At 70.8% G+C, this 24529-nt stretch carries 24 protein-coding genes; 6 read left to right on the top strand and 18 right to left on the bottom strand.

Annotated elements, in window-relative coordinates:
- Positions 1 to 20: 20 nt before the first annotated feature.
- The 8 genes from J5V16_RS18730 to J5V16_RS18695 form a co-directional block, all read right to left on the bottom strand.
- Positions 21 to 1196: a PrsW family intramembrane metalloprotease gene (locus J5V16_RS18730; protein WP_208498357.1), complete on the bottom strand. Its 1176-nt coding sequence runs from the start codon at positions 1194 to 1196 to the stop codon at positions 21 to 23.
- A complete protein-coding gene (locus J5V16_RS18725; protein WP_208498355.1) occupies positions 1193 to 1786 on the bottom strand; it encodes a hypothetical protein in 594 nt (197 codons plus the stop codon). Before J5V16_RS18725 ends, J5V16_RS18730 begins: the two co-directional genes overlap by 4 nt.
- A gap of 118 nt (positions 1787 to 1904) precedes the next feature.
- A complete protein-coding gene (locus J5V16_RS18720) occupies positions 1905 to 3002 on the bottom strand; it encodes a branched-chain amino acid aminotransferase (protein ID WP_208498353.1) in 1098 nt (365 codons plus the stop codon).
- A 181-nt stretch (positions 3003 to 3183) separates the two neighbouring features.
- Positions 3184 to 4221 carry a 3-isopropylmalate dehydrogenase gene (locus tag J5V16_RS18715; protein WP_208498351.1) on the bottom strand — a complete coding sequence of 346 codons (1038 nt, stop codon included), beginning with the start codon at positions 4219 to 4221 and terminating at the stop codon, positions 3184 to 3186.
- 220 nt (positions 4222 to 4441) lie between these two features.
- Positions 4442 to 6040 carry a phosphoglycerate dehydrogenase gene (gene serA, locus J5V16_RS18710; protein ID WP_208498350.1) on the bottom strand — a complete coding sequence of 533 codons (1599 nt, stop codon included), beginning with the start codon at positions 6038 to 6040 and terminating at the stop codon, positions 4442 to 4444.
- A gap of 205 nt (positions 6041 to 6245) precedes the next feature.
- The gene (locus J5V16_RS18705) at positions 6246 to 6782 is read right to left on the bottom strand and encodes a regulatory protein RecX (RefSeq protein ID WP_208498348.1); all 537 of its coding nucleotides are present in this window, start codon (positions 6780 to 6782) and stop codon (positions 6246 to 6248) included.
- On the bottom strand, positions 6757 to 7809 hold the full coding sequence (gene recA, locus J5V16_RS18700) for a recombinase RecA (protein WP_205325792.1): 1053 nt from the start codon (positions 7807 to 7809) through the stop codon (positions 6757 to 6759). Before recA ends, J5V16_RS18705 begins: the two co-directional genes overlap by 26 nt.
- A gap of 135 nt (positions 7810 to 7944) precedes the next feature.
- A complete protein-coding gene (locus J5V16_RS18695; protein ID WP_208498346.1) occupies positions 7945 to 8148 on the bottom strand; it encodes a DUF3046 domain-containing protein in 204 nt (67 codons plus the stop codon).
- A 112-nt stretch (positions 8149 to 8260) separates the two neighbouring features.
- Between J5V16_RS18695 and J5V16_RS18690 the strand changes: the two genes are divergently transcribed.
- Positions 8261 to 8833, top strand: coding sequence for a TetR/AcrR family transcriptional regulator (locus tag J5V16_RS18690; protein ID WP_208498345.1), 573 nt, complete (start codon positions 8261 to 8263; stop codon positions 8831 to 8833).
- A gap of 254 nt (positions 8834 to 9087) precedes the next feature.
- Positions 9088 to 9546 (top strand): DoxX family protein, encoded by a 459-nt coding sequence (locus J5V16_RS18685; RefSeq protein ID WP_208498343.1) that lies wholly within the window; start codon positions 9088 to 9090, stop codon positions 9544 to 9546.
- Positions 9547 to 9599: 53 nt separating this feature from the next.
- On the opposite strand, the gene J5V16_RS18680 is transcribed toward J5V16_RS18685, so the two are convergent.
- A complete protein-coding gene (locus J5V16_RS18680) occupies positions 9600 to 10484 on the bottom strand; it encodes a transketolase family protein (RefSeq protein ID WP_408612498.1) in 885 nt (294 codons plus the stop codon).
- Positions 10485 to 10546: 62 nt separating this feature from the next.
- A complete protein-coding gene (locus J5V16_RS18675) occupies positions 10547 to 11221 on the bottom strand; it encodes a thiamine pyrophosphate-dependent enzyme (protein ID WP_208498339.1) in 675 nt (224 codons plus the stop codon).
- Between the two features lie 84 nt (positions 11222 to 11305).
- Between J5V16_RS18675 and soxR the strand changes: the two genes are divergently transcribed.
- Positions 11306 to 11737 (top strand): redox-sensitive transcriptional activator SoxR, encoded by a 432-nt coding sequence (gene soxR, locus J5V16_RS18670; RefSeq protein WP_243901418.1) that lies wholly within the window; start codon positions 11306 to 11308, stop codon positions 11735 to 11737.
- A 187-nt stretch (positions 11738 to 11924) separates the two neighbouring features.
- On the opposite strand, the gene J5V16_RS18665 is transcribed toward soxR, so the two are convergent.
- From J5V16_RS18665 to J5V16_RS18645, 5 genes are all read right to left on the bottom strand, one after another.
- Complete coding sequence (locus tag J5V16_RS18665) at positions 11925 to 14027, bottom strand: DEAD/DEAH box helicase (RefSeq protein ID WP_243901417.1); 2103 nt, start codon at positions 14025 to 14027, stop codon at positions 11925 to 11927.
- A gap of 256 nt (positions 14028 to 14283) precedes the next feature.
- On the bottom strand, positions 14284 to 15309 hold the full coding sequence (locus J5V16_RS18660; RefSeq protein WP_208498335.1) for a GNAT family N-acetyltransferase: 1026 nt from the start codon (positions 15307 to 15309) through the stop codon (positions 14284 to 14286).
- A gap of 78 nt (positions 15310 to 15387) precedes the next feature.
- Positions 15388 to 16401 carry a GNAT family N-acetyltransferase gene (locus tag J5V16_RS18655; RefSeq protein ID WP_208498334.1) on the bottom strand — a complete coding sequence of 338 codons (1014 nt, stop codon included), beginning with the start codon at positions 16399 to 16401 and terminating at the stop codon, positions 15388 to 15390.
- Between the two features lie 66 nt (positions 16402 to 16467).
- Positions 16468 to 17487 (bottom strand): GNAT family N-acetyltransferase, encoded by a 1020-nt coding sequence (locus J5V16_RS18650; RefSeq protein WP_208498331.1) that lies wholly within the window; start codon positions 17485 to 17487, stop codon positions 16468 to 16470.
- A complete protein-coding gene (locus tag J5V16_RS18645) occupies positions 17484 to 18509 on the bottom strand; it encodes a GNAT family N-acetyltransferase (RefSeq protein ID WP_332842095.1) in 1026 nt (341 codons plus the stop codon). Before J5V16_RS18645 ends, J5V16_RS18650 begins: the two co-directional genes overlap by 4 nt.
- A 175-nt stretch (positions 18510 to 18684) precedes the next feature.
- On the opposite strand from J5V16_RS18645, the gene J5V16_RS18640 reads away from it, so the two are divergent.
- Both J5V16_RS18640 and J5V16_RS18635 read left to right on the top strand, forming a co-directional pair.
- Positions 18685 to 19293: a SigE family RNA polymerase sigma factor gene (locus J5V16_RS18640; RefSeq protein ID WP_307793013.1), complete on the top strand. Its 609-nt coding sequence runs from the start codon at positions 18685 to 18687 to the stop codon at positions 19291 to 19293.
- Entirely contained in the window at positions 19286 to 20440 is a 1155-nt protein-coding gene (locus J5V16_RS18635) for a TolB family protein (protein ID WP_208498325.1), read from the top strand. The genes J5V16_RS18640 and J5V16_RS18635 overlap by 8 nt, the downstream gene beginning before the upstream one ends.
- A gap of 63 nt (positions 20441 to 20503) precedes the next feature.
- On the opposite strand, the gene J5V16_RS18630 is transcribed toward J5V16_RS18635, so the two are convergent.
- From J5V16_RS18630 to J5V16_RS18620, 3 genes are all read right to left on the bottom strand, one after another.
- Positions 20504 to 20707 (bottom strand): cold-shock protein, encoded by a 204-nt coding sequence (locus tag J5V16_RS18630; RefSeq protein WP_208498324.1) that lies wholly within the window; start codon positions 20705 to 20707, stop codon positions 20504 to 20506.
- A gap of 147 nt (positions 20708 to 20854) precedes the next feature.
- Entirely contained in the window at positions 20855 to 22756 is a 1902-nt protein-coding gene (locus J5V16_RS18625) for an ABC transporter ATP-binding protein (protein ID WP_408612497.1), read from the bottom strand.
- Positions 22757 to 22871: 115 nt separating this feature from the next.
- A complete protein-coding gene (locus tag J5V16_RS18620) occupies positions 22872 to 23138 on the bottom strand; it encodes a helix-turn-helix domain-containing protein (RefSeq protein ID WP_243901416.1) in 267 nt (88 codons plus the stop codon).
- A 104-nt stretch (positions 23139 to 23242) separates the two neighbouring features.
- Between J5V16_RS18620 and J5V16_RS18615 the strand changes: the two genes are divergently transcribed.
- Entirely contained in the window at positions 23243 to 24514 is a 1272-nt protein-coding gene (locus tag J5V16_RS18615; RefSeq protein WP_208498322.1) for a hypothetical protein, read from the top strand.
- Positions 24515 to 24529: the final 15 nt, after the last annotated feature.

The following is a 24529-nucleotide window of genomic DNA, read 5'->3' as shown; positions in this document are numbered from 1 at the left end:
TGGGCCTTCACGACCCGGGCTCAGGTCCCCTTGGCCTCGGCCAGCTCGGCCCTGATCGCCGCGATGTTGCGCTTGACGGCCGCCACGTCCGGCCCGTCCTCGACCGACTCGCCCCGGCGCTGGTCGCGGGCCACGAGCGTCGCGAGGTTCACCAGCTCCCGGTGCAGCTGGCCGAGCAGGTGCGAGGCGTCCTTGCCCCACTGCTTGTGCGCGTGCTGCCGGGCCTTGCGCCGGCTGCGCAGCGAGCGCATGTCCGTGAGGTCGTCGGTGGTGATCACCGCCTCGTCCTGATCGGACATCGTGGTGACGAACCAGTGCCATTCCGCGCGGGCCGCGAAATGGTAGAGCACGAAGAACAGGCCGAGAATGATCAGGCCCTTGCCGTAGCTCAGCGGAATTCCCAGCGCCGGGGGCATGCTCGACGGCAGCGGCATGTTCCACAGGCCGTGCATGCCCAGGGCCAGCGCGTACAGTCCGACCGCGACCCCCAGGCGGGTGCTGAGCCGGCGCCGGGTCTGGGTCACGAAGAACGCGATGCCGAGCCCGGCCGCGCCGGTGTACAGCGGGTGCGACCATGGCCCGGCGACGAGGACGCGCGTGAAGGTCACCGTCAGCGCCCCCGTCAGGTCCGAGTTCGGGTTCAGGCCCGCGTACTTGATGGCGTACGTGAGGTTCTCGACGACCTGGAAGCCGAGTCCCACGAGCGCTCCGTAGATGAGGCCGTCGATGGAGCGGTCGAAGTGCTCGCGCACGATGAGGACGAGCATGACCACGCCCATGGCCTTGAGCCACTCCTCGTTGAGCGGGCCCGCGATGGGCGGCCCCCAGGTCCGGGCCCACTGCGCGTCGGTGAACTCGGCGAGGACGACCAGCGCGGCGTCGTTGGCGAACATGGCGAACGCGACCGCGGCGAGGCCGCCCCAGCACATCGCGGCGGCGCGCACCGTGGGAGGTTCGCGCTCGAACAGGTCGAGGCGGGCGAGGATGTCGAGGAAGAAATACGCGAGGACCGCGTTCACGCCGATCGAGGCCCACAGGGCGGTCGCGATGTCGCCGTAGTCGGGGGCGAGGACGCGGCCGAGCGCGAGCAGGCCGTAGACGAGGCACGCGACGAACAGCCAGTAGGCGGGGCGCCGGATGCGGATGAACGCGCCCTGGCTCTCGACGACGACGCGTTCGGTGCGGACGGCGTTCACTTCCCCTCCAGTTCGAACGCGTCGATGAAGGGGTCGGGGTCGAACGTGGCGCTGTTCGGGTCGTCGCCGGGCGCGAGGAGGATGAGGATCGCGGCCGCGCCGCCGTCCTCGCCGACGACCGTGATCGATCCGGCGGTGTCGGGGCCGACGATGTCGGCGCGGAACCCGGAGAGGCCGGACGCGGCGTTGGCGTAGGGGCGCTCGTTGTTGTAGGCGTAGCCGCGTTCGGCGATGATCGGGTCGGCGCGGCGGGCCAGGAGCTTCTCGAGGTTCTCGACGTGGGTGTCGACCTCGACGGCGACGGTGAGGGCGCCCTTGCGGAAGTTCTGGCGCTGGTCGGCCATGTGGATGCCCGGCGAGGTCCAGCCGTCCCCGGGGAGCTTGAACTCGAGGCTGGCGCCGGTGACGGGATAGGACTGGAGGTAGAGGGTCTCGCCGGCGTCGATGTCCAGCACCGAGTCGCCCAGGGCGCGTTCGATGCCGATCCAGAACACCAGCGGCAGCGCGATCGCCGCGGCCGCGACCACGGCCTGCCACATGCGGCCCTGTTCGACTCCGAACCGGTTCAACCGGATGGTGGCGTCGCCCAAAGTCCCCTCCCCGAGCCTTGACACGCGTGGATATCAAGGTACGGGAAGGGGACGGGGATTGGTCCCGAATGCCGCGACCGAGGGACGAACCTCCCTGTCGCGGAACGGGGTGCGTCCGCTAGACGACCTTGGTGGTCCAGCCGTGGGTGTCCTCGGTGCGGCCGTGCTGGAGGTCGAGGATGGTCTGGCGCAGCTGCATGGTGAACTTGCCGGCCTCGCCGCCGTTGACCTTGAACTCGCCGCTGCGGCCCTTGACGGTGCCGACCGGGGTGATCACGGCGGCGGTGCCGCACGCGAAGGCCTCGGAGAGGACGCCGCTCTCGGCGTCCTCGCGCCAGCGGGCGAGCGAGTAGTCGGTCTCGCGGACCTCCCAGCCCAGCTCGGTCGCGAGCGTGAAGATCGCGTCGCGGGTGATGCCGGGAAGGATCGTGCCGAGCTTCGGCGTGTACAGGACGCGCTCGTTCTCGTAGACGAAGAAAAGGTTCATGCCGCCGAGCTCGTCCACGTTCTCGTACTTGACCGCGTCGAGGAAGACCACCTGGTCGCAGCCGTGCTCGATGGCCTCGGCCTGCGGGAGCAGGCTCGCGGCGTAGTTGCCGCCGCACTTGGCCGCGCCGGTGCCGCCGGGCCCGGCCCGGTTGAACTCCTCGGAGACCCACAGGTTGAGCGGCTTGGGGCCGTTCTTGAAGTAGGCGGCCGCCGGGGAGGCGATGACCAGGTACGTGAACTCCTTGGCGGGGCGCACGCCGAGGAACGCCTCCGAGGCGAACATGTACGGGCGCAGGTAGAGGCTGGACTCCTCCTGGCTGGGCACCCATTCGCCGTCGACGGCGAGGAGCTCGCGGATCGAGGCGAGGAACCACTCCTCGGGCAGCTTCGGCATGGCCATGCGCTGCGCCGAGAGGTTGAGGCGGTGCGCGTTGGCCTCGGCGCGGAACAGGCCGATGCCCCCGTCGGGGTAGCGGTAGGCCTTGAGGCCCTCGAAGATCTCCTGGGCGTAGTGGAGGACCGCCGCGGCCGGGGAGAGCGTGAGCGGCCCGTACGGCTTGATCGTGGCGCTGTGCCAGCCGCGCCCCTCGGTCCAGGTCATCTGGAACATGTGGTCGGTGAACACGGTGCCGAACACGGGGTCGGCGATGAGCGCGTCGCGCTCCGCGGCCGGGGTCGGGTTCGGGTGCGGCTCGTGCCGCAGGTCGGGAAGACCGTCGCTGGTCATGGATCTGTCCTTCAAATGCAAATGGCTCGGGTGTGCGGCTGTATCTGGTCCTGATGCCTAACTTACCGCTCGTTCAGGTGGACGGGCGGCGCGCGGCCCGGTCGGCTTTGACACGGAAAACGCCCGGCGAACGCGCTCTTGTCAGAGCGATGGCCCGCCGGGCGTCGAAGCTGCTTGGGTGTTAGCTGAGCTGTCCGGCGACGTCGGCGGCTACTCGGTCGCCTACCTCGCCGGTGCGGATCTTGGTGCCGGAGTCGCGGCCGGCCAGCTCCCGCTCGACCGCGGCGTTCACCGCGGCCGCGGCGTCGCTGCGGCCCAGGTGCTCCAGCAGGAGCGCGGTCGAGGAGATCGCGGCGACCGGGTCGGCGATGCCCTGCCCGGCGATGTCGGGGGCCGAGCCGTGCACGGGCTCGAACGTCGACGGGTGCGTGTGGTCGGGGTTGATCGAGCCGGTCGCGGCCAGGCCGATGCCGCCGGTCACCGCCGCCGCGATGTCGGTGAGGATGTCGCCGAACAGGTTGTCGGTGACGATGACGTCGAACGTGTGCGGCCGGTTCACCAGGAACATGGCGGCGGCGTCGACGTGCTGGTACTCGGTGGTCACGTCCGGGTACTCGGCGGCGACCTCGTCGAAGGTGCGCTTCCAGAGACCGCCGGCGTGCACGAGCACGTTGGTCTTGTGGACCAGGGTCAGGTGGCCGCGGCGGCGCTTGGCGCGCTCGAACGCGTCGCGGATGACCCGCTCGGTGCCGTAGCGGGTGTTCAGGGACTCCTCGGTGGCGATCTCCGCGACCGAACCGGTGTGGAGGTTGCCCCCGGCGCCGGTGTACAGGCCTTCGGTGCCCTCGCGGACGACCACGAAGTCGATGTCGCCGGGCTTCACGTCGGCCAGCGGGGTGGCCGCGCCCGGGTAGAGGCGGCTCGGGCGCAGGTTCACGTACTGGTCGAACTCGAAGCGGAGCTTGAGCAGCAGGCCGCGCTCGAGGACGCCCGGCGGGACCGACGGGTCGCCGATGGCGCCCAGGAGGATCGCGTCGTGCTCGTCCAGTTCGGACAGGACGCTCTCGGGAAGGATCTCACCGGTGCGGTTGTACAGGCGGGCGCCCAGGTCGTACTCGGTCGACTCGTAGCCGGGAAGGGCCACGGCGAGCACCTTCTGCGCCTCGGCGATGACCTCTTGCCCGATCCCGTCGCCCGGGATGACCGCGATCCTGCTCATGCTGCCTCTCTGGTTTCGTCCTCAGTCGCTGACGCGAACTGGTGCGCCGCTTCCGGTCTGCGACCGGCCCGTCCCCTCCCGGGGCTGTACCGCCGGGGTGGAACGCGGAATGCGGGCGAATGCGTTCACCTTAACGCACCCGTCCCGCATTCCGACGAACGACTCTCAGCAGGTGGAACCGGTCCGGGGAACACCGTGATCGGCGTCCCCGGACGGGGCACTAGTCCTGCAGGGTCACCGACTTGACGCCGCTCGCGCCGACCGCTTCCTTGATGCGGCCCAGCACCTCGGCGGGCACCGGCGCGTCGAGCGCCATCGCCATGACCGCCTCGCCGCCGGCGGCCTTGCGGGCCACCTGCATCGCGGCGATGTTGATGCCCAGGTCGCCGAGCGCGCCGCCGATGAGGCCGACGACGCCGGGACGGTCGGTGTAGCGCAGGAACAGCAGCGAGCCGTCCAGGTCGATGTCGAGCTCGAACCCGTCGATCTCGGTCAGGCGCAGGCCGCCGTGCGGGCCGGGGCTGATCGTGCCCGAGACCGTGAGGCTGCGGCCGTCGACGAGCGCGCCGCGCAGCGTCAGCAGCGTCTGGTACTCCGGGGACTCCTTGGTCGCGAACAGGCCGACCTCGACGCCGCGCTGGTCGGCCACGAGCGGCGCGTTCACGTAGGTGACCGAGTCGGCCACGTCCACGAACAGGCCCTTGGTGGCCGCGAGCTGGAGCACGGTCACGTCGTGGTCGACGACGTCGCCGCGGACCTCGACCGTGAGCGACTGGACCGGGGCGCCGGTCAGCGCGTTGAAGGTGCGGCCCAGGCGCTCGGCGAGCGGCAGCAGCGGGCGCACGTCCTCGTGGACGACGCCTCCGGCCTGCACGTTCGCGGCGTCAGGCACGAACTCGCCGGAGAGGGCGAGGCGCACGCTCTTGGCGACCGCGAGGCCGGCGTTGTCCTGCGCCTCGCGGGTCGAGGCGCCCAGGTGCGGGGCCGCGACCACGTTGTCGAGCGCGAACAGCGGCGAGTCGGTGCACGGCTCCTTGACGAACACGTCGAGGCCGGCGGCGGCGACGCGGCCGTCCTGTAGCGCGGCGGCCAGCGCCTCTTCGTCGATGAGCCCGCCGCGGGCGGCGTTGACGATCCGCACGCCCGGCTTGACCTTGTTGAACGCGTCCTCGCCGAGGATCCCGACGGTCTCGGGGGTCTTCGGCAGGTGGATCGTGATGAAGTCCGAGGCGGCCAGCAGCGTGTCGAGGTCGACGAGCTTGACGCCGAGCTTCGCGGCGATCGCGGGCTGGGCGTACGGGTCGTAGGCGACGACGTCCATGTCGAAGGCCTGCATGCGGGTGGTGACGAGCTGCCCGATCTTGCCGAAGCCGATGACGCCGAGGGTCTTGCCCTGGATCTCGACGCCGGTGAACTTCTTGCGGTCCCAGCGCCCGGCGCGCAGCGAGGCGTCGGCGCGGGCGATGTGGCGCGCGCTGGCGAGCAGCAGCGTGATGGCCTGCTCGGCGGCGGAGACGATGTTGGAGGTCGGCGCGTTGACGACCATGACGCCGCGTTCGGTGGCGGCGGGCAGGTCGACGTTGTCGAGCCCGACGCCCGCGCGGGCGATGACCTTCAGCTTCGGCGCGTGCTCGAGCGCCGCGGCGTTGATGGTGGTGGCGGAGCGGACGATCACGGCATCGGCCTCGACCAGCGCGGCGTGGAGGGACTCCACGTTCGTACCGTCGATCTCCCGGACGTCGAAGTCGCCGGAGAGGACTTCGACCGCGGCGGGCGCGAGTGGGTCGGCAATGACCACGACGGGTTTCGGTTCGGTCATGGATACCTCGCAAAGGTAAGGAGAGACGGAGGACCGGGCGCGGCGCTGCGTCGTCGCGGCCCATCGTATGTCGAACGCGTTAACGGCTCCTTACCGACCTGCCGTATTCCGGATGATGGAACGCCCCGCGCACGTCGGACCCCACAGGTCACGGCCGGGACGGCCCGCACTTCACGAGCCTAACCCCGCCTCGTGAGACCCGGGGCTACTCGAAGTGGGCGTCCTCGTCGAGGAGCTCGGCGGCGTCGCTCTCGGCCTCGGCGAGGACCTGCTTGACGACCGGGATGGCGATGCCGGAGCCGTAGCCTTTGCGCGCGAGCATGCCGACGAGTTTGCGGAGGACGGCGTCGTCGCTCTGGCCCGCGAGGGACCGGTAGCGGCGCCGGGCCAGCTCGAGGGCGGCCTCGCGCTCGTCGTCGTCGCTGACCTGCTCGACCGCCGCGTCCACGAAGTCGGGGTCGACGCCTTTGCGGCGCAGTTCCCCCGCGAGGCTCCGCTTCGACAGGCCCCGGCTGCGGTGGCGCGACTCGACCCAGGCGCGGGCGAACACCGCGTCGTCGATGAGGCCGACCTCGGCGTACCGCTGCAGGATCTCGGTGACGACCTCCTCCTCGAAGCCCTTGCGGCGCATCGAGTCCCCGAGCTCGGAGCGCGTGCGGGGCCGGCCCGACAGCAGTTGGAGGCAGTACTGCCGGGCCGCCTCGGGATCGTTCGGCTTAGAAGTCGACCGGGGGTTCTTCAATCTCGTCCTCGATCGGGGCGTCGGCCGCGGCGGCGTCGACGCCCAGCTTCTCCTTGATCTTCTTCTCGATCTCCAGGGCCAGGTCCGGGTTCTCCTTGAGGTTGGTCCGGGCCTTCTCCTTGCCCTGGCCGAGCTGGTCGCCCTCGTACGTGTACCAGGCGCCCGACTTCTTCACGATGCCGTGCTCGACGCCCATGTCGATGAGCGAGCCCTCCTTGGACACGCCGTGCCCGTAGAGGATGTCGAACTCGGCCTGGCGGAAGGGCGAGCCGACCTTGTTCTTGACGACCTTGACGCGGGTGCGGTTGCCGACGGCCTCGCCGCCGTCCTTCAGCGTCTCGATCCGGCGGATGTCGAGGCGCACCGAGGCGTAGAACTTGAGCGCCTTGCCGCCGGCGGTGGTCTCGGGCGAGCCGAACATGACGCCGATCTTCTCGCGCAGCTGGTTGATGAAGATCATCGTGGTGCCGGTGGTGTTCAGGCCACCGGTGATCTTGCGCAGGGCCTGGCTCATGAGCCGGGCCTGGAGGCCCACGTGCGAGTCGCCCATCTCGCCCTCGATCTCGGCGCGCGGCACGAGCGCGGCCACCGAGTCGATGACGATGAGGTCGACGGCGCCGGAGCGGACCAGCATGTCGGCGATCTCCAGGGCCTGCTCGCCGGTGTCCGGCTGGCTGACGAGGAGGTCGTCGACGTTGACGCCGAGCTTCTCGGCGTAGATCGGGTCGAGCGCGTGCTCGGCGTCGATCATCGCCGCGACCCCGCCCTCGGCCTGCACGTTCGCCATGGCGTGCAGCGCGATGGTGGTCTTACCGCTGGACTCCGGCCCGTAGATCTCGATGATGCGGCCCTGCGGCAGGCCGCCGACGCCGAGCGCCACGTCGAGCGCGATCGAGCCGGTCGAGATGGTCTTGACGTTCTGCTTCGGCTTCTCGCCCAGCCGCATCACTGAGCCCTTGCCGAACTGCTTGTCAATCTGCGCCAAGGCGAGATCGAGCGCCTTGGACTTGTCCTGAGCGGAGTTCATCCCGCCTCCCCTGGTTCCTGTCTGCTTAGCCATGGTGAATACGGTAGTCGCCCCCACCGACAACCTAGGACAACGGCTTGTTCGAACAGGGCCCAACTCGCAGAGACGGGCATTCCTCAGGTCCCGATGTAGGGGTCAGCGCACCAGGCGCGAGGGGATCCGCTCGGGCCAGGCGCGGCAGACGGCCATCCACACGGCCTTGGCGTTCTCGCCCTCGGCGAGCGCCTGGTCGATGGTGCGGCCGCCGAGCTGGCCGAGGGAGAGGTCGGAGGCCACCGACCGGGCGTACGAGGCGCCGAAGGTCTCGTCCATCCGGTCCCAGAAGTCGCTCAGTTTCATGCGCCGCTCCCCCGCTTCCCGCACCGTCCGGTGCGTCGTTCCCGCCGTTCCACTGGGACAACCGTAGGCGACTCTTTGGGCCGGGGCCAAGCGCAGGTGGCAAGATTGCCGGGTGCCTCGCGTCAGCCAAGAACACCTCGACTCCCGCCGCCAGCAGATCCTGGACGGCGCCCGCTCGTGCTTCGCCAAGTTCGGATACGAGGGTGCGACGGTGCGGCGGCTCGAGGAGGCGACGGAGCTCTCCCGCGGGGCGATCTTCCACCACTTCCGCGACAAGGACGCGCTGTTCCTCGCGGTGGCGTCCGTCGACGCGGCGGAGATGGCGGCGACCGTGGCCGAGCGGGGCCTGGTGGGCGTCATGCAGGACCTGACGACTGGCGCGGACAAGCCCGAGACCGCGGGCTGGCTCGGGACGCAGCTGGAGGTGGCGCGGCGCCTGCGCACCGACCCGGAGTTCGCCGAGGCCTGGGGCCGGCGGCGCGAGGCGATCGCCGAGGCGAGCCGGGAGCGGCTGGAGCACCAGCGCGAGATCGGGGTGCTGCGCACGGACGTCGACATCGAGGTCCTGGCGGGGTTCCTGCAGCTGATGTACGACGGCCTGGTGCGCTACCTGGCGACGGGCCGCGACGACCTCGACATCACGCGCATCCTCAGGCTCGTGGAAGAGGCCGTGCGCCGCCACTAGGCGAGCGCGCGGAGCCGGAGGGGGCATTGTGCCCGTCTTCCGGACGTTTGTCACTGCGTCGCCACGACGCAAATCGCGCGCAGTATTCCTAGCATGCATACATTTACATTGATCATTACATTTTGCTAAACTCCTCCTTTAGTTGAATTATCAACGGAAGTCGCGCCGCTCCTCCGCTGGACCGTCCTCACCGACCACCGCCAGACGCCTCTCTCAGGCCCGACGCGACTCGACACCCCCTTTAGGAGGCAAGAATGATCACCCGACTCCAGCCGATCGGGCTCCTCATCGGACGCGTCGTGCTCGGCGTCGTCTTCATCGCGCACGGATGGCAGAAGTTCAACACCAACGGCATGGACGCCACAGTGCAAGGCTTCGACAGCTTGGGCATCCCGGCACCCACGCTGGCGGCGTACTTCACCGTGGGCGCCGAGATCATCGGCGGCGCGATGCTTATTTTGGGAGCGCTCCTACCGCTCGCGGGGCTCGCGCTCGCCGGGGTCATGCTCGGCGCGATGTACTTCGTGCACCCGCTCAACGGCGCCTTCTTCTCGCAAGAGGGCGGCTACGAGTACGTGCTCCTGCTGGCCGCGCTCTCGATCGCCATCGGGTTCTCCGGCGGCGGCGCGCTCGCGCTGGACTCGCTGTGGCTCAACAACGTCGGCGACAAGAAGGAGAGCGACGAACCGGCCCGCGCCGGGAGCATGGCGTAGGGACGCGACGAACCGGAGCCTCCGAGCGGTGCCCGCTCGGAGGCTCCGGTCGTTCAGGCCAGGAACGCGCGCACGCGGGCGCGGATGCCCTCCGCGTCGAGGCCGTGCAGGCGCTCGTGCTCGGCGGCGGTCCCGTAGCGGCGCAGCTCCTCGCGGCCCACGCCGAGCGACAGCAGCCGGTGCGGCCGGTCCTCGTACGCGCGCGAGACCAGCCACGCCGAGGTGCCTTCGAGATACGGCTCGACCACGACGATCGCGTCACCGGTCTCGGCGGCCAGCTCGCGCAGGCCCGCGGTGTCGAGCGGGCGCGGCGTGTTCGTGTAGGCCACGGTCACGTCGAGGTCGGCCGTCGCCTCCAGCACGTTGTCGAGCAGCGGGCCGACGACGGCCACGGTGGCGCGCTTGCCTTCCCGCAGAACCAGCAGCTTGCCGTCCGGCACCGCGTACGGGTTCTCGTTGTGCCGCAGGGAAAGGCGGATGTAGACGCCGTCTTCGGCTTGCACCGCGCGGTCGAGGAGCGGCGGCACCTCGGCGGCGTGGCCGGGGACGAACACCCGCCAGCCCGGGAGCGTGTCGAACAGTGCCACGTCGCGCGGGCTGAAATGGGTGAAGCTGCCCTCGGCCCAGTCGTACGAGGCGCCCACGGTCACCAGGACGCCGCTCGTCCCCTGGTGCTCGAAGTCGAGCTTCACCTGCTCGAACGCCCGCTCGATGAGGAACGGCGCGTAGGTGTGGGCCACGGGGCGCATCCCGGCCAGCGCCAGCCCCCCGGCGGCGCCGATGAGCAGCTGCTCGCGGATGCCGACGTTGATGACGCGGTCGGGGTGGGCCTTCATCGCGTCGGTGAACATGTCACTGGAGATGTCGGCGAGGACCACGGCGAGGCGCGGGTCGGCGTCGACGAGGTCGGAGAGGTGCGCGGCCCAGGCGTCGCGCATGGTCAGGGGCTGCAGGTCGTCTTCGAGCGGGTCGGCTTGGTACACCATCGGTCTTCTCCGTTTCAGGGGCGGTAGGCGGCGACCGTGACGTGCGGCCGGTCGGGGTGGGCGGTGGTGAAGGAGCGGTACAGGGCCTCGTGGTCGGTGGCGTCGACGGTGGCGGCGCTCCAGCCGTTCACCTCGAAGCGGGAGGCGATGCCGCCGGGCCAGCCGTGGGAGGCCGAGTCGTTGTCGGCGACGATGACGTCGAGGTTGGCGAGGCCGAGGGCGCCGGCGTAGGCGATGGCCTCGTGGTTGGAGCCTTCGTCGAGTTCGGCGTCGCCGACGAGGACGAAGACGCGGGAGCCGGTGCGGCCGGTGGCGCGGAGGCCGTGGGCGGTGCCGACGGCGAGCGGGAGGCCGTGGCCGAGGGAGCCGGCGGACATCTCGACGCCGGGGATGAGGGTCGCGTCGGGGTGGGAGCCGAGGCGGGACTCGAGGGTGGCGATGCCGTCGAGCCAGGCGGCGGGGAAGAAGCCCTTGGCGGCAAGGACCGCGTAGAAGGCGCTGGGGCCGTGGCCCTTCGAGAGGAGGAAGCGGTCGCGGTCGGGGTCGTCGGGGCGGTTCGGGTCGACGCGGAGGACGCGGTCGTAGAGGACCCAGAGGGCGTCGAGGGTGTAGGTCTTGACGATCGGGTAGCGCACGTCGGTCACGGAGCGCAGTGCCAGTTCCCGTACCTGTTCGAAGGTGGTGTCCATGGAGAGCATCATGTAACTTCAAGTCGACTTGAAGTAAAGACTGGAGTGGGCAGGGACACAATGGTTTCGCATGATCCGGGGACGATGCTGTCGATCGGCGACTTCGCCGCGCGCGCGGGGGTCAGCACCTCGGCGCTGCGCTACTACGAGTCGCTCGAGCTCATCCATTCGGAGCGCACGGGCGGCAATCAGCGGCGGTACCGCCGGGCGGAGCTGCGGCGGGTGGCGTTCATCCGGGCGGCGCAGTCGATCGGGCTGTCGCTGGACGAGATCAAGGCGTCGCTGGACCGGCTCCCGGAGGGGCGCATCCCGGACCGGGCGGACTGGCGGCGGCTGTCGACGGAGTGGAGCCGGCGGATCGAGGAGCGGATCGCGCATCTGCGGAACCTGCAGGAGGAGCTGGACGGCTGCATCGGCTGCGGATGCCTCTCGATCAGCCGGTGCGCGATCTACAACCTGTCGGACAAGGTGGCGGAAGAGGGTGCCGGCCCGAGGCTGGGTTTCCAGGCGGAGTAGCGGGTCCGGCCCCCGGGGTCGGGGAGGTCGGGGCGGAGCGCCCCGATTGCCGAGTGTGAGCTCCGGGTGCGACATCGGGCCGTGGCGGAGGCGTGGGCGTCGGGCGGGGGCGATTGGAAGGTCGGGCGGAAATGCGAAGCGGCCCTGGGGAACTGGGTTCCTCAGGGCCGCTTCGGTCGGTCAGTGCTTACCAGCGGTCTCGGCGTTCGCGGTCGCCGCGGAAGCCGCCGCGCTCGCCGCGGTCGTCGCCGCGGAAACCACCGCGGTTGCCGCGGTCGTCGCCGCGGAAGCCGCCACCGCGGTTGTCACGGTCGCCGTAGCTGCGACGCTCGCCGCTGAAGCCACCGCTGCGGCTGTCGCTGCGGAAGCCGCCACCGCGGTTGTCGCGGTCGCCGTAGCTGCGGCGCTCGCCGCCGCCGTAGCCGCCGCCGCGGTTGTCGCGGTCGCCGTAGCCACCCCGGCCGCCGTCACGGTTGCCCTGGTAGCCGCCCTCGCGGTTGCCCTGGTAGCCGCCCTCGCGGTTGCCGCGGTACCCACCGCGGTCGCCGCCTTCGCGGTTGCCCCGGTAGCCGCCACGGTCCCCGCCTTCACGGTTCCCGCGGTAGCCGCCACGGTCCCCGCCCTCGCGGTTGCCGCGGTAACCGCCACGGTCGCCGCCCTGGCCGCGATAGCCGCCGCCACGACGCTCGCCGCCACCGCGGTCGTCACGCTCGCGGCGCGGGCCGCGGTCGTCACGGCGCTTGGACGGGCCTTCGACGATCTCGCGCTCGGCCTGCTCGCGCAGACGGGCGGCCTCGGTGCGCAGGCCCTCGGCGTCCTCCTTCAGGCGCTCGATCTGGCGCTCGAGGCGCTTGATCTCCTCGTCGCTGCGGGCGGCCTGGTGCTCGGCCGAGACCGCGCGCAGGTCGGTGAAGTTCCGGGCGCCCATGAGCTTGGTGAGCTCGGCGTCGAAGTTGTCGTTGACGTAGTGGCGCTGGGCCTCGACGCCGGCGCGCTCGATGAGGCTGAACATGCTGCGGTTCTGGTGCGGCAGCACCAGGGTCGCCACGTGGCCCGACTGCCCGGCGCGGGCCGTGCGGCCGGCGCGGTGCAGGTAGTCCTTGTGGGTCTTGGGCGGGTCGACGTGGAGGACCATGTCGACGCCGTCCACGTGGATGCCGCGGGCCGCGACGTCCGTGCAGACCAGCGCGTCCAGGCGCCCGTTCTTGAAGCGGTCGAGGACCTTCGAGCGGTCCTGCTGCGACATGCCGCCGTGCAGGCCCTCGGCGTTGACGCCGGCCTCGCGTAGCTCCTCGGCGATGCGGTCGACGGCGAGCTGGGTGCGGACGAACACCATCGTCAGGCCCGGGCGGGACGCGACGGCGGCGGTCATCGTGGCCTTGTCGCGCGGGCCGATGAGCATCAGGTGGTGGGTCATGGTGGTGACCGAACCGGCCGGCGGGTCGACCGAGTGGACGACGGGCTCGGACAGGTACTTGCGGACGAGGACGTCGATCTCCTCTTCCAGCGTGGCCGAGAACAGCATGCGCTGGCCCCCGGTCGGCAGCTGGTCGAACAGCTCTTCGACCTCGGGCAGGAAGCCCATGTCGGCCATCTGGTCGGCCTCGTCGAGGATCGCCAGCTCGACGTCCTCGAGCGAGCACTCGCCGCGGCGGATGAGGTCGCGCAGGCGGCCCGGGGTGGCGACGAGCATGTCGACCCCGGCGCGGAGCGCGTCGATCTGGCGGTTGAACGCAGTGCCGCCGCAGACGACCTTCATGTCGATGCCGACGGCGTCGCCGAAGGTCTGCAGCGACTCGGCGACCTGGATGGCCAGTTCGCGGGTCGGAGTCAGGATGATCGCGCGGGGGCGCTTGGCCTTGGTGCGGCCGCCGGCGGCGAGGCGCGCCAGGGTCGGCAGGCCGAAGGCCAGGGTCTTGCCCGAACCGGTCTGGCCGCGGCCGAGGATGTCGCGCCCGGCGATGGCGTCCGGAATCGTCGCGGCCTGGATCGGGAAGGGCGTGATGATGCCCTGCTCGGCCAGCGCGGCGGTGATCTTCTCGGGCAGGCCGAGCTCGTCGAAGGACGGGCCGGTGTAGGCCGGGACCTCGTCGGCCTCGACCGTGAAGTCCGCGGGGATCTCCGCTTCGGCCGCAACGGCTTCGGTGGACTCGGCCGCGGGGGCCGCGGTGGTCTCGACCGTGTCTTCGACGGTGCTGTCGACGGCGGCCGGGGCCTCGGCGGCGACGGCCTGCGCGTCGGTGGTTACGGGGGTTTCAGGAGTTTCGAGTGCCATGTCGGATTCACTCATGGCAGCATCCGGCACAGTTTTGTCAAGGGTCATGGTTCGCCTTCCGCGAGAACGACTTCGTAAGTGACGCACGTTCCGCGGAGATTTGGTTCACCATGAGCCGACGGTGATGGGGCGGGACGCGCCTGATCGGGCCACTAAGAGGGCCAGCTAAGAACAATAGCCGACCGCGGAGGAGGGACGCCACCTCCACGGCCGGCTTGTGCCTAGAGACACCATTTCGAGGCCGTATCCGTTTCCGGTGCGGCCTCGCGGTTCAGTCCTGGAACTTGCGCTGGAACTCGCCGCCGGCGTCGACGATCTCGTACCCGAGGGTGACGTTGATGTCGATCATAGGGGCGTTGACGTCGGCGTTGTCCGTCCAGATGGCGCGGATGTGCGGGAAGTTCTCGCGCACGAGCCGCAGGTTCACGATCTTGAGGAGCAGGCCGAGGCGGTGGCCGCGGTGGTCCTTGTCCACGATCGTGATGCCCTGGTAGGCGTCCGGGAACTCGCCGTCGTCGTGGATGAAGACGCACGTGTTGGCGACGACCTCGCCGGTGCCGCGGTAGCGGGCGACGGTCTGGACGAGCTTGAGGCCCATGGCCTCGTTGCGGTCGGACCTGGCGTTCTTCAGTTCGGCGTCGATGGTCTCGGGTTCGAGCTCGAGTTCGCCGAGCGGGACCTCCGCGAGGATCGTGGAGTCGATGCGCGCCATCGTCTCGACGAGCTCCTCGGGGGTGCGCCCGATCCACGAGATGATCTCGTAGTCGTCGCCGGCTGCCGCCTGGGCCTTCTCCAGGAGGGCCTGCTCCGTGTCAGCGTCGAGGGCGTCGACCGCGCAGCGGCGGTTGATCCACTGCAGCGCGAGTTTGAACCCGTGCTTCTCGGCGAACAACTGCCCGGCCTTGGACCGCTCCACACCGTCTTCCCAGGTCAGGTGCGTGTCGAGGGTGAGTTCGGTGCGGCCGCGCTCGCGCGCGTACGCGATGAAGTGGTCCACCAGCGCCGAGCCGATGCCCTGGCGGCGGTGGTCGGGATGGACGTTGATCCAGGCCCAGCCGAAATGCAGGTTGGCGCGGTTCGGCAGGCCGATGCCCAGGACGGCGACGACCTGGCCGTCGGCGACGGCGACGAAGTGGGCCTCGTCCTCGTCCGGCGGCGGGTAGCTGAGGCCGGCGACGAAGCTGGCCCGGTGGGGGGCGGGGTTCTCGGGGTGGTCGGCCGCGTGGGTGGCGCGCATGACGTCGAAGGCGCCGGAGACGAGATCGCCGTCCGCGGGGTCGAGTTCGATGATTTCCATGTCGTCAGTGTGGACATCGGTGGCGACCTGGGGCAATCGAATTACGGTTTCCGCCACGCCGACCGGCGAGGCGGGCCGTCAGCGGTCGATGCGGCGCTGATAGATCGGGGTGTGCTCGACGGGGCGGTAGCCGAGCCGCTCGTTGATGGCGATCATGGGCGCGTTGACGTCGGCGTTGGCGGTCCACAACTCCGCGACCTGCGGGAACTCCTCACGAAGCTGGCGGAGGTTCGCGAGTTTGACGAGCAGGCCGAGGCGGTGGCCGCGGTGGGCGGGGTCGACGATCGTGATGAGGACGTGGCCGTGTGCGGCCGCCGGGTCGTCGTAGACGTCGACGCGGGTGTGGGCGGCGACGTCGCCGGTGCCTTTGTGGACGGCGACGGTGTTCACGCCGGTCTTGCGGTGGGCGGCGGTGGCGGCCTCCTTGGCACGCAGCCGCGCGGTGTCGACCTGTTCGGGCGCCATGCCGAGACCGCCCATCGGTACCTCGCGGAGGACCATGGAGTCCATGCGGCACATGGGGATCAGGAGCTCGTCGGGGACGGGTCCGGTCCAGCCGCGCAGCTCGTAGTCGGCGGACACGGCGAGCGCTTCGTCCCAGAGTCCCGGCTCGGATTCGGCGGGGGCGACGGGGACGCGGCGGCGGATGAGGTTGAGGGCGACGGCGAAGCCGTGCCGTTCGAGGAACCGCGCGCCGGCGTCGTCGCGGGCGGGGCCGCCTTCTACGGCGGTGATGGTGCTGAGCGCCAGGGTGTCGCGTCCCTCCGCGCGGCAGCGGTCGAGGGCGAAGTCGAGGAGGGCGGTGCCGTGGCCGCGGCGGCGGTGGGCGGGGTGGACGAGGAGCTGCCCGGTGACGCGCCGCGGGTCGGTGTCCTTGACCTCGGTCCTGAGGTAGCCGACGAGCGCGCCGTCGGCGGTGCCCGCGTAGTTGCGGGTCTCGTAGCCGGTGACGGGGTGCCGGATCGTCGCGGCGTACGAGGACTCGATGATCGGCTGGCCGCCGGGGGCGTCGGCGGCCCGCATCAGGGCGGCCAGCGCGGCGAGGTCGGCGATGCGGGCGGCGGCGGTCGGGCCGACTTCCTGGATCTGCACGGGTCGAGTATGACTTCCGTTGGGGCGCTGTGTGATTCGGGCCGGGCTGGCGCCCGGCCCGAGGCGTCAGAGCTCGATGAGGCGGCGGTAGGAGACGCGGGCGTCGACGGGGCGGAAGCCGAGCTGGTCGTTGATGGCGACCATATTGGCGTTCGTGTCGGCGTTGCCGGTCCAGACCTCGGTCACCCCGGGGTCGTGCGCGCGCAGCTGGCGAAGGTTCGCGAGCTTGGCGAGCAGGCCGAGGCGGTGGCCGCGGTGGGCCGGGTCGACGATGGTGATGGCCTGATCGGCGTGCGCTTCGCCGGCGTGGGCGTAGACGAGCGTGTTGGCCGCGACCTCGCCGGTGGCGCGGTGGACGGCGATGGTGCGGATGATGGTGTGGCCCTGGGCTTCGGCGCGCTCCTCGCGGGTGCGGACGAAGTCGGCGTCGATGGTGCGGGGGCGCAGGTCGACGTCGCCGAGGGGGATCTCGGCGAAGATCTGCGAGTCGATGCGGCCGAGGCCTTCGACGTACTGCTCGGGGCAGCGGCCGATCCAGGAGACGAGGTCGTAGTCGCTTGCGGCGCCGATGTTCTCGTCCCAGAGGCGTTCCTCTGCGGCCGTGTCGGCCCCGATCCGGAGGGTGCGGCCGATCTCGGTGAGCGCGGCGGTGAAACCGTGGCGCTCAAGGAATCTCGCGCCCGCGTCGGGGCGGCTCGGGCCGCCTTCGACCGCGGCCCAGACGGTGACGACGACCTCGCTGCGGCGCTCCTCACGGGCGAGCCGCAGCAGGTGCTCGAGGAGCGCGGTGCCGATCCCGCGGCGGCGCCGGCCGGGATCGACGGCGAGGTCGAGCTCGGCGTAGTGCGCGTTCTCCTTCTGCGGCAGGTAGACCCAGTGCTGGCCGAGGACTCTGCCGTCCTCGACCGCGGCGTAGCAGCGGAACTCGGAGTCCGGCGGCGGGTGCTCGAGCATCCCGGAGTAGCGGTCCTCGGGGACGGGCGGGTGCTCGGGGGTCTCGGCGGCGCGCACGGCCTCGAAGACCTCGTGGACCTGCCGCAGCAGGTCCCGGTCGGCGGGGAGGACGCGGCGGATCTCCGGCGTCACACGGCCTCCAGCTTGCGCTGGTACTCGGCGTTGGCATCGACCGTGGTGTAGTTCAGCAGCTCGTTGATGGCGATCATCGGGGCGTTGACGTCGGCGTTGTCGGTCCAGATGTACTCGACGTGCGGGAACCGCTCGCGGATCTGGCGCAGGTTCGCGAGCTTGAGGAGCAGGCCGAGGCGGTGGCCGCGGTGGGCCGGGTCGACGATCGTGATGGCCTGGTGGGCGTCGCGGTAGTCGCCCTCGTCGACGCCGACCTCGGTCCAGGCGACGATCTCGCCGGCGGCGTCGAGGGCGACGGAGTGGGCGATGACCCGGCCCTCGGCGGCGTAGACGGCTTCGCTGGCGCGCAGCTTCTCAGGGGTCACGTGCTCGATCTCCATCTCGATCTCGCCGAGGGGGATCTCGTTGATGATGGTGGTCTCCATGCGGCACATGGTGTCGAGGAGGTCGTCGGGGACGGGGCCGATCCACTGGCGCACCTCGTAGGCGTCGCCCGCGGCGGCCAAGGCCTTCGCGTACTCCTCGGCTTCGCGTTCGGCGCCGAGCGGGTCGACGGGGCTGCGGCGGTTGACCGTGGTGAGGGCCTTCTTGTAGCCGCGGTCCTCCAGGAGCCGCGCGAAGTCCTCGTGGCGCTCAGGACCGCCTTCCCAGTAGACGGGTGCGCCGGTGAGCACGGTGGTGCGCCCGTGCTCGGCGCAGGCGCGCTCGACATGGTCGAGGAGGGCGCTGCCGATGCCGCGGCCGCGGTGGTCGGGGTGGACGGCGCCGAAGCGGACGATCGCGAGTTCGCGGTTCTCGTCGGTGAAGAAGGTGGTCCGGGTGTGACCGAGCAGCGCACCGTCCTCGACGCACGCGTACCAGTGGTTCTCGCGGCCGGGGAGGGCGTGGGTGAAGAGGGTCTTGAAGAACCGCTCGACGGGGGCCGGGTTCTCCGGGGTGTCCGCATGGTGGGCGGCCGTGATGACGGCGAAGGCCTGTTCGATCAGATCGTGGTCTTCGGCGCTGAATTCGATGATTTTCACTGGGACAGTGTGCCCGGTGCGGTCCAGGGTCACAATCCGGTTTCGGTGGACGCATCGAACCTGTCTGTTCGGTCAGGTGTAGCCAACCGTTCGTACGATGCGGATCGCTGCCCGTTTTCCCGTCTTGACGGGTATCTCCACTCCACTGCCCGCTCCATCTAGAACGGAACCCATCGTGACCGGATCGTCCGTCCCCCCAGGGGAACCGCCCGGGCCTCCCCCGCCGCCGCCCACGCGGCAGAGCGAGTTCGAGGACTTCGTGCGGGCCCGGTCCGGGGCGCTGTGCGCCTCGGCGTACCTGCTGACCGGTGACCGGGGGCTCGCCGAGGACCTGGTGCAGGACGCGCTGGCGCGCACCTGGCGGTCGTGGAAACGCCTGCACCGCACCGCGAACGCCGAGGCGTACACCCGCCGCACCATGTACCACCTGCACGTGAGCCGCTGGCGGCGCACGAAGGTCGCCGAGGTCTCGACCGAGGCCGTCCCCGAGCGCCCCGGCGACGAACCGGACACGGCGCTGCGGCTGGCGGTGCACGCGGCCCTGCTCTCGCTGCCGGCGACGCAGCGCGCCGCGATCGTGCTGCGCTACTTCGAGGACCAGACCGAGGCGTCGGCCGCCGCGATCCTCGACTGCCCCGTGACCACCTTGCGCGCCCGCGTGCAGCGCGGCCTGCGGCGGCTGCGCAACGGCTTCCCCGAGCTCGTGCTCGGCGGGGACCCGGGGACCCATCTCGCGCGCTGGGAGACCGAGTTCGCGAACGTGAGGGGAGAGGCCAATGCCTGACTCGATCCGCGAAGTGCTGCAAGGCATCGCAGGGGACGGAGCGCCGGAGCGGGACCTCGCCGCGGGCGCGTACCGCAAGGCCCGGTCGATGGCGCGGCGGCGGCTCGCCGCGGTCGCGGTCGCCGCGATCGCCGGGCTGGCGATGGCGGGCGGCGCGACCGCCGCCCTCGTCGACCGCGACCGCGCGGACGAGCTGCCGCCGGCTGACGACCCGACCGTGAGCGGGACGGCGACGCCGTCCGATCCGGAGACGACGACGGAGACCGGGTCCGCCTGCGGTGTGCCCGAGGACTGGTCCGGTTGGGGCCCTTCCGGTTCGATGGGCGAGCTGACCGCGATTCCGGACGGGCTCGTGTTCGAGGTGAGCCAGGACGACGTCTCGTCCCAGCCGACGTTCTTCCGCTTCGAAGGCGAAGAGGGGAGCGAGGTCCTGCGGGACGGCGAGTACCACGTGGCGCCCGACGGGAACCGCTTCGCGGTCGGCGGCGCGGAGGAATGCGCCGGTTCGCTCGCGTCCCTCACCGGGGACAAGATCGACGAGCTCGGGATCTTCACGGTGCAGTGCGCCCCGTCCTGGTCCCCCGACTCGGACCGGGTGGTGCTCAACCTGGCCGACGCCGAGAGCACCGGCGCGTACCTGCTCGACGTCGCGACCGGCGAGGCCCTCTCCGACCTTCCCGAGGAGGTCGGCTGCTCGCCGCGCTGGTCCGCCGACGGCGAGTACCTGGTCAGTTCGGACGGCTCGGTCGCGATGCGGCCGGACGGCGGCGGCCGGGTCGAGCTCGCAGGGGCGGCGGTGTGGAGCGCCGACGACGGGTTCACGGGCCTGTCGTCGATCTCGGCCGATCTCAGCCGGGCGTGCCTGCAGTACGACGACGGCGAGACCGGCGCGGCCGGGCACACGCAGGCGGCCCGCTGCGACCGGTACGTGGACACCGCGACCGGCGAGGTCCTGGACCTCCCGGTGGACGCCGAACGCCCCAACGCGGTGTTCCTGGCGGACGGCTCGATGATCGTGTGCGACGACCGGTACGGCCAGATCGTCCTCACCCTCGTCGACGCGGACGGCACGGTCCTCGACACCCGGACGCTCCCGGGCCAGGGCACGGGCGGGACGATCCTGCGGGGCTACTTCACCACGCTGTAGGACCCCGGGACGCATAGAAGCCGCTGTCCTTCGCTCGGAAGGGCAGCGGCTTCGGCTAGTCGGTTAGAGCGCGCGCAGGTTGGCGGCCTGCGGGCCCTTCTTGCCCTGCTCCACCTCGAACTCCACGCGCTGGTTCTCCTCCAGCGAGCGGTAGCCGCTCCCGGTGATCGCGGTGAAGTGGACGAAGATGTCGGGGCCGTTGTCATCGGGAGCGATGAAGCCGAAGCCCTTTTCGGAGTTGAACCACTTAACAGTGCCTTGCGCCATTACTGCGTTTCCTTGCTTTGATTTCCAGGCCCGCCCTCCGCCCGCTCCGGAAACCCGGTGCGGCCTGCGGCGACGCGGCCTGTGTGTACTGCCATCGCTGGCCTTTCACCACTTCGGCGAAAAATACTCCGAACCGGCTTCTGCACCCTACAATACCCCGACCTCCTCGAACTGGGTCTTGTACAGCTCGGCGTACAGGCCCCCGCGGGCCACCAGTTCCTCGTGGGTGCCCGACTCGGCGACCTTCCCCTCCTCGAGGACCACGATCGTGTCCGCCCGGCGCACCGTCGAGAGGCGGTGGGCGATGACCAGGGAGGTGCGGCCCTCCAGGGCGGAATCGAGGGCGCGCTGGACTGCCGCCTCGGACTCGGAGTCCAGGTGGGCGGTGGCCTCGTCGAGGATGACGATCGGCGGGGCCTTGAGCAGGACCCGCGCGATCGCGAGGCGCTGCTTCTCGCCGCCGGAGAACCGGTAGCCGCGCTCGCCCACGACCGTGTCGAGCCCCGATTCGAGGCGGCGCACGGTGTCGCCGATCTGGGCCCGGTCCAGAGCCTCCCAGATCGCCGCGTCCGTCGCCTCGGGCCGGGCGTACTGGAGGTTCGCGCGCACCGTGTCGTGGAAGAGGTGCGCGTCCTGGGTGACCATGCCGATGTGCGCGGCGAGTGAGGCGGCCTTGAGGTCGCGCACATCCACGCCGCCGACCTCGACCGCGCCCTCGGTGACGTCGTACAGGCGCGGCACCAGGGTCGCCGTGGTCGTCTTGCCCGCGCCCGAGTGGCCGACGAGCGCCACGAGCTGCCCCGGCGCGACCTCGAAGGAGACGCCGTCGAGGATCTGGCGGCCGTTGTCCGACCGGTCGGGCCGGGCCAGGTCCTCCAGGCTCGCCAGGGAGACCTCGTCCGCGCCCGGGTAGCGGAACCGCACGTCGCGGAAGGCGATCGACGCCGCCTCGGCGGGGAGCTCCCGGGCGTCCTCCTTCTCGCGGATGAGCGGCTGCAGGTCGAGGACCTCGAACACGCGCTGGAAGCTCACGAGCGCGCTCATCACGTCCACGCGCACGTTCGACAGGGCGGTGAGCGGGCCGTACAGGCGCGTCAGCAGCAGTGCGAGGGTGACGACGGTGCCGGCGCTGAGCTGCCCGGCGAACACGAGCGCGCCGCCGAGGCCGTACGCGAGGGCCTGCGAGAGGCCCGCGACGAGGGTGAGCGCGACGATGAAGGTGCGGGCGTACATCGCGGTGGTGATGCCGATGCCGCGCACCCGGTCGGCCTTCTCTGCGAACTCCGAGGACTCGGTCGCCGGTCGGCCGAAGAGCTTCACGAGCATCGCGCCGCCCACGTTGAACCGCTCGGCCATCTGCGTGTTCATGGCCGCGTTCAGGTCGAAGCCCTCCTTCGTGAGCGCCGCGAGCTTGCGGCCGACCCACTTGGCGGGCACCAGGAACACCGGCACGAGCACGAGCGAGAGCAGCGTGATCTGCCAGGACTGGAAGAACATGACGCCGATGATGAGCGCGACCGCGATGCCGTTCGAGACCAGCCCGGAGAGGGTGCTCGTGAAGGCGCGCTGCGCGCCCATCACGTCGTTGTTCAGGCGGGAGACGAGCGCGCCGGTCTGGGAGCGGGTGAAGAACGCGACCGGCATCGACTGCACGTGGTCGAACACGACCCGCCGCAGATCGAAGATGATGCCCTCGCCGAGCTTCGCGCCGTACCAGCGCATGGCGAGGTTGAGGAGGCCTTCGACCGCGGCGAGGCCGGCGATGACCGCGGCGATCGTGACGACGCCGCGCTGCGTGCCGTCAGGGCCGGTGAGCTCGTTGACGATGTCGCCGGCGAGGACCGGGGTGGCGACGCCGATCGCGGCGATGAGCGTCACGAGCGCGATGAAGAGCCCGATGTCGCGCCGGTACGGCTTCGCGAAGCGGATGATGCGGCGCTTGACGCCGCGGGAGAGTTTGACGCCTTTGAGGTCGTCCGCGCGCCGCATGGAGCGCATCGCGTCCCATCCGGCGGGTCCCATCGATGACACCGGGCCTCCTGTGTTCAGGTGTGCCCAAGTGCGTCGTCGGCCGCGCTCGTCGTCCGCCTGCGAAGCGGAGAGCGGGGTGGGCTTGGGCTTGCTGCTGTCTCGTCGACACCGTCAACGCCCCGCCCGGCCCGGTTTATTTCCTCGGCCCCTTGCGGGCGCCTCCCCGGGTGCGCAGCTCGGTGCCGGACTCGGCCAGGAGCCGGTGCACGAAGCCGTAGGAACGCCCTATGGTGGAGGCGATGTCCCTGATGCTCTGCCCTTTCTCGTACTCGACGCTCACGAACTCGGTGAGCTCGCGGCGCTCGTCGCCTCTCACCTGGCGGTTCGGGTCGGTCCTGGCGGACTCGGCCGGGGGGAGGCCGGGAACACCACTGCTGCGGGGTGGAACCTCTGGTGCCATGTGTCCTTTCCTATGCACGGAGGGTAATGAAGGTGCGTTGTGAAGTTTGCCGGAGTTTTCTCGCCCGGCGGTCGCTTGTGTCGGATACCCGATAGTTTCGTAACGTGACCGCACCGCAGAGCTCGTACACCGACCGGGTCGACGCCGTCGACGCCCTCGCCCCGGCCCGGCAGCGCCATGGGCGGCTGCGCGACATCGGCATCTGGATCACGCTGCTGGTGGCGACCCTGACGCTCGCGTCGGTCGCGGTCGAGACCTCGTCCGAAGTGGTCGGACCCTCGACGCTGCCCTGGTGGCCCGCGCAGAACCTGACCTTCCACGTCACGGTCGGCATGGTGGTCGCCCCGCTGACGGCCGCCGCGGTCCTCGCGGTCGCCTCGCGGCCCGCGGCGGCGCGCATGTCCTGGAACACGCTCCTGGTGCTGTCCTACCTGGCCTCGATCACCTGGGCCGGGGCGCTGCACACCAATGTGGACCCCACGACGATGACGACGGCGACCGCCGGTGCGCGGCAGGCGATCGCGCTCCTCGTGTCGTACACCGGATCGCAGGCGGGCCTGGCGATCACGGTCGTCGCGATCTCGTGCCTCTCGGTGCCGCTGACGCTCGTCGCGGTCAAGTCCGTCGCCGGACCCGTTGCGGCGCGGGCGCTCTCGCCGGTGCTCATCCTCGGGCCGTGGGCGGCCTGGACGACACTCGGCATCGACGGGATCGCCGCGGCGGCGTGCGCGGCCGTGCTCGCGTGCGGCGCGATCGTCTCGGAGCGGAAGGTCCGGGGCACCGACGCGTTCTGGGGCGCTGCGGCCGCGGGCGGCCTGCTCGGGATCGCGGCGCTCTTGTCCTACGGGGCCGCGTGGTTCGCGGTCTCGCTGCTGGCCGTCTTCTTCGCGCGGCGGCGGTCCTCGCAGATCCTGGTCGCGGCCGGTGCGGCGCTGGCGGTCCTGGGATTCGCCGCGGCCCTGGGGAACTCGTGGCCGTACGGGCTCGTCGACACCTACAACGCGGCGATCGGCGAGATCGCGGCGCACCCGGGGCAGCTGTGGTGGCTCGCGCTCATGCCCGCGCTGGTGTGCGTGGCGTGCGGCCCGGCGATCATCGAGAGCCTGCGGCGCTTCGGGTCGAGCGCGGCGTGGCCGCTGATGATCGGGCCGCTCATGGCGCTGATGATCGCGCCGCTGAGCGGATCGAACCCCGAGCAGCCCGAGTACGGCTGGATCGCCTTGTGCCCCTGGCTCATCGTGGCCGCGACCGCCCCCCGCATCCACGGCCTGCGCGCCCCGCTCGGCTTCGAGCGCAGCAAGCGCTCCGTGCGGGTGCCGCTGGTGACCGCGGGAGCGGGCGCCTGCGCGGCGATCGTGCTCATGTATTCGGGATGAGCAGGGCCTCCGGCT

Source organism: Glycomyces niveus (genome assembly GCF_017592475.1).
In the GTDB taxonomy this organism is placed as follows: Bacteria; Actinomycetota; Actinomycetes; order Mycobacteriales; family Micromonosporaceae; genus Glycomyces; species Glycomyces niveus.
The sequence above is the reverse complement of the archived record's forward strand: the minus strand, read 5'-3'. Positions and strand labels throughout refer to the sequence as shown.

Bases quoted from the DNA above. Each gene is read 5' to 3' on its own strand.
- J5V16_RS18720 (WP_208498353.1), bottom strand. From the start codon at position 3,002: ATGACCAGCGACGGTCTTCCCGACCTGCGGCACGAGCCGCACCCGAAC.
- J5V16_RS18715 (WP_208498351.1), bottom strand. From the start codon at position 4,221: ATGAGCAGGATCGCGGTCATCCCGGGCGACGGGATCGGGCAAGAGGTC.
- serA (WP_208498350.1), bottom strand. From the start codon at position 6,040: ATGACCGAACCGAAACCCGTCGTGGTCATTGCCGACCCACTCGCGCCC.
- recA (WP_205325792.1), bottom strand. From the start codon at position 7,809: ATGAACTCCGCTCAGGACAAGTCCAAGGCGCTCGATCTCGCCTTGGCG.
- J5V16_RS18695 (WP_208498346.1), bottom strand. From the start codon at position 8,148: ATGAAACTGAGCGACTTCTGGGACCGGATGGACGAGACCTTCGGCGCC.
- J5V16_RS18685 (WP_208498343.1), top strand. From the start codon at position 9,088: ATGATCACCCGACTCCAGCCGATCGGGCTCCTCATCGGACGCGTCGTG.
- J5V16_RS18680 (WP_408612498.1), bottom strand. From the start codon at position 10,484: ATGCGCGACGCCTGGGCCGCGCACCTCTCCGACCTCGTCGACGCCGAC.
- J5V16_RS18675 (WP_208498339.1), bottom strand. From the start codon at position 11,221: ATGGACACCACCTTCGAACAGGTACGGGAACTGGCACTGCGCTCCGTG.
- soxR (WP_243901418.1), top strand. From the start codon at position 11,306: ATGCTGTCGATCGGCGACTTCGCCGCGCGCGCGGGGGTCAGCACCTCG.
- J5V16_RS18665 (WP_243901417.1), bottom strand. From the start codon at position 14,027: ATGAGTGAATCCGACATGGCACTCGAAACTCCTGAAACCCCCGTAACC.
- J5V16_RS18660 (WP_208498335.1), bottom strand. From the start codon at position 15,309: ATGGAAATCATCGAACTCGACCCCGCGGACGGCGATCTCGTCTCCGGC.
- J5V16_RS18635 (WP_208498325.1), top strand. From the start codon at position 19,286: ATGCCTGACTCGATCCGCGAAGTGCTGCAAGGCATCGCAGGGGACGGA.
- J5V16_RS18630 (WP_208498324.1), bottom strand. From the start codon at position 20,707: ATGGCGCAAGGCACTGTTAAGTGGTTCAACTCCGAAAAGGGCTTCGGC.
- J5V16_RS18620 (WP_243901416.1), bottom strand. From the start codon at position 23,138: ATGGCACCAGAGGTTCCACCCCGCAGCAGTGGTGTTCCCGGCCTCCCC.